Origin of the sequence: Actinomadura rubteroloni (assembly GCF_002911665.1) — a bacterium.
In the GTDB taxonomy this organism is placed as follows: Bacteria; Actinomycetota; Actinomycetes; order Streptosporangiales; family Streptosporangiaceae; genus Spirillospora; species Spirillospora rubteroloni.
Genome location: NZ_MTBP01000003.1, coordinates 257,693 through 269,708, shown reverse-complemented (window position 1 = coordinate 269,708; position 12,016 = coordinate 257,693). Strand labels below are relative to the sequence as shown.

9 protein-coding genes are annotated in these 12,016 nt (G+C 76.2%); 7 read left to right on the top strand and 2 right to left on the bottom strand.

The window, feature by feature from the left end:
* The 5 genes from BTM25_RS22510 to BTM25_RS22490 all read left to right on the top strand — a co-directional run bounded on the left by BTM25_RS22510 (window position 1) and on the right by BTM25_RS22490 (window position 7,290).
* Window positions 1–1,236, top strand: coding sequence for a TRAFAC clade GTPase domain-containing protein (locus BTM25_RS22510; RefSeq protein WP_235828571.1), 1,236 nt, complete (start codon window positions 1–3; stop codon window positions 1,234–1,236).
* 5 nt (window positions 1,237–1,241) lie between these two features.
* A complete protein-coding gene (locus BTM25_RS30740) occupies window positions 1,242–3,542 on the top strand; it encodes a GAP1-N2 domain-containing protein (RefSeq protein ID WP_103564982.1) in 2,301 nt (766 codons plus the stop codon).
* On the top strand, window positions 3,539–5,278 hold the full coding sequence (locus BTM25_RS22500; protein ID WP_103564981.1) for a TRAFAC clade GTPase domain-containing protein: 1,740 nt from the start codon (window positions 3,539–3,541) through the stop codon (window positions 5,276–5,278). The genes BTM25_RS30740 and BTM25_RS22500 overlap by 4 nt, the downstream gene beginning before the upstream one ends.
* A 102-nt stretch (window positions 5,279–5,380) precedes the next feature.
* Window positions 5,381–5,986 (top strand): malonic semialdehyde reductase, encoded by a 606-nt coding sequence (locus tag BTM25_RS22495; RefSeq protein ID WP_103564980.1) that lies wholly within the window; start codon window positions 5,381–5,383, stop codon window positions 5,984–5,986.
* A 62-nt stretch (window positions 5,987–6,048) separates the two neighbouring features.
* A complete protein-coding gene (locus BTM25_RS22490; RefSeq protein WP_103564979.1) occupies window positions 6,049–7,290 on the top strand; it encodes a multidrug effflux MFS transporter in 1,242 nt (413 codons plus the stop codon).
* Between the two features lie 15 nt (window positions 7,291–7,305).
* On the opposite strand, the gene BTM25_RS22485 is transcribed toward BTM25_RS22490, so the two are convergent.
* A complete protein-coding gene (locus tag BTM25_RS22485; protein ID WP_103564978.1) occupies window positions 7,306–7,578 on the bottom strand; it encodes a hypothetical protein in 273 nt (90 codons plus the stop codon).
* A 149-nt stretch (window positions 7,579–7,727) separates the two neighbouring features.
* Window positions 7,728–8,324, bottom strand: coding sequence for a TetR/AcrR family transcriptional regulator (locus BTM25_RS22480; protein ID WP_103564977.1), 597 nt, complete (start codon window positions 8,322–8,324; stop codon window positions 7,728–7,730).
* A 243-nt stretch (window positions 8,325–8,567) separates the two neighbouring features.
* Between BTM25_RS22480 and BTM25_RS22475 the strand changes: the two genes are divergently transcribed.
* Complete coding sequence (locus BTM25_RS22475) at window positions 8,568–9,701, top strand: S1C family serine protease (protein ID WP_103564976.1); 1,134 nt, start codon at window positions 8,568–8,570, stop codon at window positions 9,699–9,701.
* A 25-nt stretch (window positions 9,702–9,726) separates the two neighbouring features.
* The gene (locus tag BTM25_RS22470; protein ID WP_103564975.1) at window positions 9,727–12,000 is read left to right on the top strand and encodes an FdhF/YdeP family oxidoreductase; all 2,274 of its coding nucleotides are present in this window, start codon (window positions 9,727–9,729) and stop codon (window positions 11,998–12,000) included.
* Window positions 12,001–12,016 lie beyond the last annotated feature (16 nt).

The following is a 12,016-nucleotide window of genomic DNA, read 5'->3' as shown; positions in this document are numbered from 1 at the left end:
GTGTCCCGTTCGCCGCTCGCGCCCCGGGTGAGCCTGCCGAAGGTCCCGTCCCGGCAGGCCGTCACCTGCCCGTACTGCTTCGCCGCGACGTCCGCGCACCGGATCCCGTTCCGGTGCCGGGGGCAGGCGGGCCGCCGGGCGGGCTGCGCGCCCGTGCTGGACGAGAAGCTGGCGGCCTACACCGGGTCGGCGGCGGGCGCGTCGCTGCCGCCGGTGTTCGCCGCGCCGGGCCGGGGCGGCCGGGCGGACTGCCCGGCGTGCGGGCAGCCGACGGGCAGCCGGGTGTGCGGCGAGTGCCACAATCCGCTGCCGTCGGCGTACTGCGAGGCGCCGGGCCGGATCGTGGCGCTGGTCGGCGCGAAGAACGCGGGCAAGAGCACCTACATCGCGGTGCTGCTGCACGAGCTGATGAACCGGGTCGGGACGGAGCTGGACGCGTCCCTGGTGGCCTGCGACGACCGGACGATCGAACGCTACAAGCGGGACTTCGCGCGTCCGCTGCTGGAGGAGCGGCGGCTGCTGCCGACGACGGCGTCCGCCGCGACGTCGCCGCGCGAACCGCTCGTCTACCTGCTGACGCGGACGCGGCGCGGCCGGTTCGCGCGCGAGCGCACCGACTCGCTGGCGCTGGTGCTGTTCGACACGGCCGGGGAGGACCTGCGCAGCCGGGAGGTCCGCGACCTGCACCTGCGGTACCTGGAGGCGGCGGACGCGATCATCTTCCTGGTCGACCCGCTGGAGCTGCCCGGCGCGGGCTCGGCCCTGGCCGGGTCGCCGCCGCCGCCCGACGCCGATCCCGACGCCGAGCCGGTGAACATCATCGCGCGGGTGACCGAGGCGCTGCGGCTGCGGCGCGGGATGAAGCCGGGCGAGCGGCTGCCGGTGCCGGTCGCGGTGGCGCTCACCAAGATCGACGTGCTGGTGCCGGAGATGGCGCGGCAGTCGGCGCTGCACCGGACGCGGTCGGGCACGGGCGTGCTGGACCTGGACGACCGCGACGCCGTCCACGAGCAGGTCCGGTCGCTGCTGCACGAGTGGCAGGCCGGACGGCTGGAGACCTTCCTCGGGCAGCAGTACGCCGACTTCGCGCTGTTCGGGCTGTCGGCGCTCGGCGGCGTGCCGGAGAACGGGCGGGTCGGGCCGGGCGGCGTCCGGCCGCACCGCGCCGAGGATCCGCTGCTGTGGCTGCTGTACCGGTTCGGGATGCTGGACGGGGTTCGAGGTCGGGGAGCGTGACCTGAGTGGCCTGGCAGATGCACTACACGTCCGCGCGGAACGGGCCGACCGGCCGGTCGGGGTTCCAGTTCACCGCGGAGACGCCGGGCCTCCCCGACCGGGTGCGCGCGGCGGTGGCGCCGTTCCTGGCCTACCGTCCGCCGCCCACCGCGCCGCTGTCGCCGGGGCCGGGCGAGCTGGCGGCGTTCCCGGTGGCGCTGCTGTACGACCGGGTGGACGGCCGTCCGCTGCTGGCCCGCTCCCGTTATCTCGGCCAGGACTATTCGGGCCGGTACGGCAATTTCTTCGCGCACGCGGTCGTCGCCGAGCCGGACGAGCTGGAGGGGCTGCGGCCCGCCGAGCTGTGGGACGCGCCGCTGTGGCGGGCCGGCCCGACCGCGCTCGGCGCGCTGCCCGAGGTTCCCGACCTGGCGCCGGACGCGGCGTTCGCGCCGGACGCGCTCGCCGAGTGGCTGCGCGGCCAGCCGGACCTGCTCGCGCCGCTGGTGGACGCGGTGGTGGCCGTCCTCGGGCGCGGCCACGGCCGGGTGGTGCTGGTCGCGGCGGACGTCGAGTTGATCGCCCGGTGGATCGCGGTCGTGTCGTACTCGCTGCCGGTCTCGGCGGCCGAGCGGCTGACGTTCGTCACCTACAGCGCCGACCCCGACGGCGCGGGCCAGCGGGTCGTCGGGACGACCCCGGACGCGTGGGCCGCCGCGCAGTACCAGGGCGGCCCGGCGTTCGCGCTCGGCGACGCGCCCCCGCCGCGCCGGCCGGTGAGCCGGTTCGCGCGGACGGTCGCGGCGTGCTGGCGCGCGGGCGACTTCGCGGCCCTGGACGCGCTCGGCGAGCTGGCGCTGCTGGACGGCGCGGGCCCGCCCGGCCCGCGTGCGCTGGAGCGCGCGGCGGCGCTGCTCGCGCTGTGCCGGGGCGAGGCGCGGGTGACGCCGGACGAGGAGGCCGGGGCGGCGGCGCTGCTGGCCCGGTCCGGCCGCGACCTGCCCGAGTGGGTCTGGCGGGACCTGGTGCCGGGCGTCCCGTCGATGGGCGTGGACCTCGCCGTCGCGGTCGAGGACCGGGCGCGTGCGGCGGGCGCGGTGGAGGCGGCACGGCGGGCCGCGCTGCGGGCGGTGACGGCGGCGCTGGACGACCCGTCCGCGCGGGACCGGCTGCCGCGCCGCGCGCTGCCGGCCGAGCTGCGCCCCGCGCTGGAGCCCGCCGTGACGGACGCGCTGGCGGCGGCCGAGGAGCTGACGGACGTCGCGCGCATCGCCGGGATCGCGGCGGCGGCGGGCGCGCCCGCGCGGCCGGGCGAGATCCGGGCGGCGGCGCAGGGCCGGGCGCGGGTCGGCGCGGCGGACGTCCCGGCGGCCCTGGCGGCCTGCCCGGACGACGCGCGCGGCGCGCTGCTGGCCGGGGTCGTCACGGGCCTCGCGGCGGCGGACGCGCCGACCCGCGACGCCGTCCTCGGCGACCGGACGTGCGACCTGCTGCACGACGCGGCGCGCGACGACCCCGATCTGTGGCCGTCCGCTCCGGCGGTGGCACTCGCGGTCCTGGACTCGGTGGGCCGCAGCCGCCCGCTGCACCGCGTGGCCGTCACCGCCGACCTGCTCTCCCTGGCCGACGTCGAGATCGACGCGGTGCTGGAGCGGCTGTGGGCGGCGGCGCCGCAGCCCGGCGAGTGCCTGGAGCTGCTGGAGGCGCACGCCGCCGCGTTCGCCGAACGTCCGGTGCTCGCGGAGCTGCCGTCCCGGACGTTCGCCCGCGCCCTCGGCGACGCCGACATCGGCGTGGAGGTGCTGCGGCTCGCCGCGCGGATCCGGTCCGCGCCGCCCGCCCCGGACGCCGGGCGGGACGCGGCGGCCGTCCAGGCGTGCGCGACGGCGATCGGCGCGGACCGTCCGGACGCCGCCGCCGAGGCCCTGGCCGCGCTCGCCGACCGCGCCGCCGGACCGCTCGCCGAGCCCGCGTTCGGCGTCGCCGCCGGCCGGCTCGCCCGCCGCGACCCGGTGGCGCGCGCGGCGCTGCTCGCGGCGGCGCCCGCCCGGCTGCGCGCCCGGCTCGGCGCCCGCTGGACCGGCGCCCTGCCCGGCCGGGGCGGCGACCCGGCCGCCCGGCACGAACTCATCGAGACGGTCCTGCGGATGCGGGTGCTCGGCGCGGCCGACCCGGCGCTGGAGACCTGGGCGCGGACGGCGGTGACGCGCTGGTTCGCGGGCCGCAGGCTGGAGGCCCACTTCGGCGGCGACCCGGCCCTGCGCTCCGCCCTGCGCGACCTCGCCGCCGAGGCGCGCACCGGGAACCGAGGACGGCAGGGCGCATGAATCCGGTGATGGTCGCGGTGCTGGCGGCGGCGTGGGTCGGCGCGATGCTGGTCGGGTTCGGGGTGGTCTTCCCGGTGCTGTTCCCGCTGACGCTCGTCGTCGCGGGCCTCGGCGCGGCGGCGCTGTCGTACCTGCAGGCGTGCCGGGCGCTGACTCCGTCGTCGCGGTCGGGGCCGTCGCCGGTGCCCGCGCCGGAGGTCTCCTACCGGCACTACCTGCTCGGCCAGGTCTGGCGGGACTGGTGGGCCATCGCGCGCGAGGTCGGGCCGCGCGTGTGGACGCTCGCCCGGGACGTCGTCCTCCGGCTGACCGAAGTGCTGCTCGGCGGCCCGTGGGGATGGTTCGCGTTCCCGGTGTGGCTGGCGCTGTGCGCGGGGATCGTCGTCGCGGCCGTGCCCGCCGCCGTCCTCGCGCTCGCGCTGACCGCGCTGTACGGGGTCGTCGCGGCGGTCGGGCTCGCGGGGTGGCTGGCGTGCGCGGTGGTGCTCGCCGCCGTGGAGCGCGTGTTCACCGCCTACGGCCGCATCCTCCAGACGTGCCCGCACCCGTTCTGCTACGAGCGCATCGGCCTGCCGGTGTACGCGTGCCCGGGGTGCGGGGCGCGGCACGCGCGGCTCGTCCCGGGCCCGGCGGGCGCGTTCCGGCACGTCTGCCGGTGCGGGACGCGGCTGCCGACGACCGTCCTGCTCGGCCGGTTCCGGCTCGCCGCGTACTGCCCGCACTGCTCGGGACGGCTCCCGCCGCGCATCGGCCGCGTCCGGGTGGAGCCGCTGCCGTTCGTCGGCGGCCCCGGCGCGGGCAAGACCACGTTCATGATGCTCGGCATCCGCGCCCTGCACGCGCGGGCGCGGGCCGTCGACGGACGGGTCGCGTTCGTCGAGGGCCGGCACGCCGAGGCCTACGCGGCGGCGGTCCGCGCGTTCCGCTCCGGGGGCCGTCCGCCCAAGACCGGCCCGGACCTGCCGCTCGCGACGATGCTGGACGTCGAGCTGCCCGCCGGACGGCGCGGCACGCCCGCCCGCCGCATCCTCTACCTGTTCGACCCGGCGGGCGAGCACTTCGCCGGGTCGACGGAGGTCGAGTCGCTGCGCTACCTCGACCACGGCGAGACGCTGCTGTTCATCGTGGACCCGTTCGCGCTGCCGCAAGTGAACCGGTCGCTGACGGCCGTGGAGCGGGCGCGGGTGGAGGCGGCGGCGGGACCGTCGGGCGAGGACCCGGCCGACACGCTCCAGCGGGTGCTGAACGAGCTGCGGTCGCGTCCGGACCGGGGACGGCAGAAGCGCGTCGCGGTCGTCGTCACCAAGACCGACCTGCTGCTCACCACCGAGATCGGCAAGAAACTGTACGAGGACCCGGACCTGCGCGGCTGGCTGCGCGCGGTCGGGCTCGGGAACATCGTGCGGGCGCTGGACCACGTGGCGGCGGACGTCCGGTACTTCGGGTCGGGCCTGGCGACCGACCCGTCCTACATCGCGGACCTGCTCGGCTGGGCGGCGGGCCTGTCCCCCGCCGAGCCGTCGGACGCCCCGGCGTCCCCGGACCCGTCCGACGAGATCCCCGGGACCGCTCCGCTGCGCGCGCCGTGGCCGGTGCGGGGCCGGGACGCGGCGCTCGTCCCGGCGGGCTACCAGGTCGGCCGGTGGACGGTGCTGGCGGGCATGTCGGCGCTGACCGTCCTCGCCATCGCCGTCTCGGCGGCGGAGGTGACGGCCCGGCTGGCGCACTGGCCCTGACCGGCCATGTGACGCACGCCACTTCCTGACGTGGCAGATAACGGAGCGTCCTACGGTTGCACCTGCCGGAGCCTCTTCGACCGCCGACAGGAAGGCCCGTTCATGACGACCGCCACCGACCTCCTCGCGCTGGACGCCGCCGCGCAGGACCTGCTGTTCCGCACGGCCCGCACCGCGAACGCCTTCACCGACGAGCCCGTCACCGACGAGCAGCTCCGCGCGATCCTGGAGCTCGTGAAGTGGGGGCCGACCGCGATGAACTCCCAGCCGCTGCGGATCATCGCGGTCCGGAGCCCGGAGGCGCGGGAGCGGCTCGTCGCGAACATGGCCGAGGGCAACAAGGCGAAGACGGCCGCCGCGCCGCTGACGCTGATCGTCGCGGCCGACGCCGCGTTCCACGAGCACCTGCCGGTCGTCTTCCCGATCAAGGAGGGGGCGCGCGACGCGCTGGAGGCGAGCCCGGGACGTCCGGCGATGGCCCGGCTCAACACCGCGATCCAGCTCGGCTACCTCATCGTCGGGATCCGCGCGGCCGGGCTGGCGGCGGGGCCGATGGGCGGGTTCGACGCCGCGGGCGTCAAGCGCGACTTCCTCGCGGGCACCGACCAGGAGGCGATCGCGGTCGTCAACATCGGACGGCCCGGACCGGACGCCTGGCACGACCGCCTGCCCCGGCTGGAGCACGACCAGGTCGTCACGACCGTCTGACCCGTCCCCGCTCGCGCCGCCGCGCCCCCGCGCGGCGGCGCGGCCGTGCCGTCCGGAGCCTCATGCCCCCCAGCACCGCCGAGTCCACCCCGCAGTGGACCGTTCCCGGCGCGACCGCCGCCCGCCGTGTCGCGCTCATCGTCATCCTCGGCGCGCTCGCCGCGACCGCGCCGCTGTCCATCGACATGTACCTGCCCGCGCTGCCGCGCCTCACCGAGGACCTCGGGACGGTCGCGTCGCGCGCGCAGCTCACGCTGACCGCCTGCGTCGTCGGGCTCGCCGTCGGGCAGGTCGTCGCCGGGCCGCTCAGCGACCGCCTCGGCCGCCGCCGCCCGCTGCTGTACGGGCTCGGCGGCTACGCGCTGGCGTCGCTGCTGTGCGCGGTCGCGCCGACCGTCGAGACGCTGACCGCCGCGCGGCTCGTGCAGGGCGCGGCGGGCGCCGCCGGGATCGTCATCGGCCGCGCCGTCGTCCGCGACCTGTTCGACGGGACGGCCGCCGCCCGCTTCTACGCCACGCTGATGATCGTCAGCGGGCTCGCGCCGATCCTCGCGCCGGTCCTCGGCGGGCAGCTCCTGCGCGTCGTCCCGTGGCCCGGCGTGTTCGTGGTGCTCGCCGGGATCGGGATCGCGGTGCTGCTCGGCTCGCTGGCCGGGCTGCCCGAGACGCTGCCGCCCGAGCGCCGGTCGCCGGGCGGCGCCGCCGCGACCGTCCGGACGTTCGGGACGCTGTGCCGCGACCGCGTCTTCGTCGGCCACACGCTGACGCTGGCGCTGGCGTTCGCGGCGATGTTCACCTACATCTCCGGGTCGCCGTTCGTCCTCCAGGACATTTACGGGCTGTCGCCGCAGGAGTTCAGCGTGGTGTTCGGGGTGAACTCCGTCGGCATCGTCGCGGCCGGGCAGATCGGCGGACGGCTCGCCGGGCGCGTCCCGCTCGGCCGGCTGCTCGCAACCGGGCTCGCGCTCGTCGCGACGGGCGGCGCGGCGCTCCTGGCCGCCGTGCTCGCGGACGCCGGGACGACCCTGCTCCTGCCCGCCCTGTTCCTCGTCGTCGCCGGGCAGGGCCTGATCCTGCCGAACGCGACCGCGCTGGCGCTCGCCGGCCGCCCCGCGGGCACGGCGGGCAGCGCGTCCGCGCTGATGGGCCTGACCCAGTTCGCCCTGGGCGGCGCCGCCGCGCCCCTGGCGGGCATCGCCGGAACCGACACCGCCGTCCCGATGGCCGTCACCATCGCCGTCCTGGCCTTCGCCGCGATCCCCCCGGCCCTGCTCACCCGCCCGCCGCGCGAGCGCGTCGCCTGAGCGCCCGAAATCGCGTTAGATACGACCTTCTATTCGCGCGCGGACGAGGCGGGGGTGGAAGTAGCTGATGCCGACGCGCTGTTCGGCGGTGACGCAGAAGATGCGGTAGCCGTTGCGGCCGTCCTCGTCGGGCTCCTCGAACTCGGCGGGCGCGAACAGGCCGCGCCGCACCATCTCCCCGAACCAGCGCATCAGCTCGAACTCGTCGGTGAAGCGCTCGGAGGAGAAGCCGCGCCGGCCGAGGCTGTAGGCGACCTCGTAACCGCAGCCGTCCGGCGGGTAGGTCAAATTCGCCCCTCTCCGTGGCAGACGCCGCACTTGCGCGTGCCGTCGTCGCTCCTGCCGCTGCCGCCGCAGAACGGGCACGTCCTCGACGGGGGCGCGCTGTGCTTGCCCATTCCCGGATCCCACCTCGCTCATGCCGCGACCGCGGCAGTCTACGGCGCGCCGGCCCCGGGCCGCAGGGCGGCGAGGACGAACCCGGTGACCTCGGCGGCCAGTTCGGCGGCGGTCTTCGGGCCGTCCGCGCGGTACCAGGACGTCATCTGGTTCACCATGCCGAGCGCGACGATCGTGACGGTCTCGGCGGGCGTCGCGGCGGAGAACTCGCCCGTCCGCTGGCCCGACTCGACGAGGCCCCGGAACGTCCGGTGGTAGCGGCGGCGGTCGGCGCGCACCGCGTGCATCCGGGCGGTGTCGAGGCGGTGCATCTCGCGCGTGAACACCTTGGCCTCGTCGATGTGCGCGGCGGTGCTGAGGATCAGCTCGGTGAGCACCGTCCGGACGGTCTCCCCCGGCGGCGCCCCGGCCGCGAGCGCCCGGTCCAGGTCGGCGAGCTGCCGGGCGATCAGCGCGCGGTAGATCTCGTAGAGCAGGTCTTCCTTGGAGCCGAAGTAGTGGTAGAGGGCGCCCTTGGTGACGTCGGCCTCGGCCACGATCCCCTGGACGGACGCGCCGTCGAAGCCGTGCGCGGCGAACAGCCGGACGGCCGCGTCGAGGATGCGCCGCCTGACGGTGCTCGGCCCGCGCGCCATCGTCCCTCCCCCCGGGTCCCGGCCCGCAGGATACCGACCGGTCGGTACGCGGAGACACCCGGCGGACGCGCCACCGCCGATCGTGCGGCATCCTTACGCTATGCCCGTTTCCCTGGGGGGATTCCGGTTATCGGCCGGACCGTGGATCATTCTCCCTACGGGCCGTCCGGTCCGGGCCGGTCGCCGGGCGCGGACGACCGACCGGGCGGGACGGACGAGACTTGGGGAGAAGGAGGCGCGCCGGTGAACGAGGCCCCCGGACGCGAGGGATCGGGACCGGTGACCCTCCTGGTCCTGCTGGTCCTGGTCACGGCCGCGGCCGTGGTGCTCGGGCGCCCGCTGCTCGCGGAGTACGCCAACGGCGGCGAGATGGCCGCGCCCGCCCCGGCGCCGACCAGCACCCGCGCAGGGGACCGGCCGTCCGGCCGCCGGCCCGGCGTGATCAACATCGAGGCGGACCAAGGGCTGAGCAGCATGCGGTCCGCGGGCACGGGCATCCTCATGACCTCCTCGGGCTTCGTCCTGACCAACAACCACGTCATCGCGGGCGCGACGTCGATCACCGCGACCGACACCGACAACCGCCGCGCCTACCGGGCCCGCGTCGTCGGCTACGACCCGGCGAACGACCTCGCGGTGATCAAGATGGACGATGCGGCCGGGCTGCGGCCGGCGGTGTTCGGCGACTCCTCCGACGTCCGCGTCGGCGACCCGGTGACGGCCGTGGGCAACGCGGGCGGCAAGGGCGGCGCGCCGGCGGTGGTGACCGGCGTCGTCACGTCGCTGGAGCAGACGATCACCGCGCGCAACCAGGCCGACGGCGGCTCGGAGCGGCTGAGCGGCCTCATCGAGACCGACGCGCCGATCAAGCCGGGCGACTCGGGCGGCCCGCTGCTGGACACCGACGGCAAGGTGATCGGCATCAACACGGCCGCGTCGGCGGGCCCGGACGACGACGGGACGACGCACAAGCACGCGACGCCGTCCGGCACGGCTACGGCGACCCCCGAGCACCGGGGGTATGCGATCCCGGCGGCGGGCGCGCTGGAGATCGCCCGGCAGATCCGCGCGGGCCGGGCGACCGGGACGATCCACATCGGCAAGACCGCGCTGCTCGGCGTCCAGGTCCGGTCCAACGGCACGGCGTTCGGCGCGCTGGTCGACACGGTCGTCCCCGACACCCCGGCGGACAAGGCGGGCGTCAAGGCGGGCGGGGTCGTCGTCGCGCTGGCGGGCGAGGCGGTGGACACGCCGTCGCGGCTCACGGGCCTGATGCTGACGCACCACCCGGGCGACGTGGTGAAACTGGAGTGGACGACCCGCGACGGGCGCCGTCATTCCGCCGACGTCCGCCTGGTGGAAGGGCCGCCGCAGTAACGTCCTGTGCGGCGGAAGGACGAGCATGGACGCTCCGGAGAACGACGGCGGCGACGCGGACCTGAGCGTCGGCCGGCCCAAAGACTGGGCGGGGGGCGTGCCGGGCGTGACGGCGGCCCTGCGGCATTCCCACGCGCAGATGGGCGTGCGCCGGACGGCCCTGACCCTGCTGCGCGTCAACCAGAAGCAGGGCTTCGACTGCCCCGGCTGCGCGTGGCCCGAGGGCGCCGACCGCCATGTCGCGGAGTTCTGCGAGAACGGCGCCAAGGCCGTCGCCGAGGAGGCCACGACCCGCCGCGTCACCCGCGCGTTCTTCGCCGCGCACGACGTGGACGACCTCGCCGCGCGCTCCGACCACTGGCTCGGGCAGCGGGGACGGCTCACCGAGCCGATGGTGAAGCGGCCGGGCTCGCGGCACTACGAGCCCGTCTCCTGGGACGAGGCGTTCGGCCTCGCCGCCGCCGCGCTGAACGCGCTGGACTCCCCCGACGAGGCCGTCTTCTACACGTCCGGGCGGACGAGCAACGAAGCGGCGTTCGCCTACCAGTTGTTCGTCCGCGCGTTCGGGACCAACAACCTCCCCGACTGCAGCAACATGTGCCACGAGTCGTCGGGGTCGGCGCTCACCGAGACGCTCGGCGTCGGGAAGGGCTCGGTGTCGCTGCACGACCTGCACCGTGCCGACCTGCTGTTCGTCGTCGGGCAGAACCCCGGCACCAACCACCCCCGGATGCTCACGGCGCTGGAGAGGGCCAAGCGGAACGGCGCGCGGATCGTGGCCGTCAACCCGCTGCCCGAGGCCGGGCTGCTGCGGTTCAAGAACCCGCAGCGTCCGGGCGGGCTGGCCGGACGCGGCACCGCGCTCGCCGACCGGTTCCTCCAGATCCGGCTGAACGGCGACCTCGCGCTGTTCCAGGCGCTGAACCGGCTGCTGCTGGAGGCGGACGCCGTCGACCGCGCCTTCATCGCCGAGCACACGCACGGGTTCGCGGCGTTCGAGGAGCACGTCCGGGCGCTGGACTGGGCCGAGGTGCTCGCCGCGACCGGCCTGACGCGGGACGAGATCGAGGCGACGGCCGGGGACGTCCGCGCCGCCCGCCGGATCGTCGTGTGCTGGGCGATGGGCCTCACGCAGCACCGCAACTCCGTCGCGACGATCCGGGAGGTCGTCAACTTCCTGCTGCTGCGCGGGAACGTGGGCCGTCCGGGCGCGGGCGTGTGCCCGGTGCGCGGCCACTCCAACGTCCAGGGCGACCGGACGATGGGCATCGTCGAGCGGCCCGCGCCCGCGTTCCTGGACGCGCTCGGCGCCGAGTTCGGGTTCGCGCCGCCGCGCGCCCACGGGTTCGACACGGTCGGGGCCGTCCGGGCGATGCGCGACGGCCGGGCGCGCGTGTTCGTCGGGATGGGCGGCAACTTCGCCCGCGCGACGCCCGACTCGGCCGTCACCGAGGCCGCGCTGCGCGGGTGCCGGTTGACCGTCCAGGTGTCCACCAAGCTGAACCGGTCCCACGCGGTGACCGGCGAGACGGCGCTGATCCTCCCGGCGCTCGGCCGCACCGAGCGCGACGAGCAGCGGACCGGGCCGCAGTTCGTGTCCGTCGAGGACTCGATGGGCCTGGTCCACGCCTCGCGCGGACGGCTCGCGCCCGCAGGTCCCGACCTGCGCTCGGAGGTCGCGATCGTGTGCGGGCTGGCGCGCGCGACGCTGCCCGGCTCGTCCGTCGACTGGTCGGCGCTCCAGGACGACTACGACGTCATCCGCGACCACGTGTCCCGGGTCGTCCCGGGGTTCGCCGACTACAACGCGCGCGTCCGCGAGCCGGACGGGTTCGCCCTGCCGCACGCGCCGCGCGACGAGCGCCGCTTCCCCACCGCGACGGGCAAGGCGAACTTCACCGCGAACCGGCTGGAGGTCGTGCACGTCCCGGCGGGGCGGCTGCTGCTCCAGACCCTGCGCAGCCACGACCAGTACAACACCACGATCTACGGCATGGACGACCGCTACCGGGGCGTGAAGGCCGGACGGCGCGTCGTGTTCGTCCACCCCGGGGACCTGGCGGACCTCGGCGTCGCGGACGGCGCGACCGTCGACCTCGTCTCGGAGTGGACGGACGGCTCCGAGCGCCGCGCCCCCGCGTTCCGCGCCGTCGCCTACCCGACCGCGCGCGGCTGCGCCGCCGCCTACTTCCCGGAGACGAACGTCCTCGTGCCCCTCGACAGCACCGCCGAGATCAGCAACACTCCGACGTCGAAGTCGGTCATCGTACGGCTGGAACCCGTGTCGCACTCTGGGTGATCGGTCGGCGGCGCGT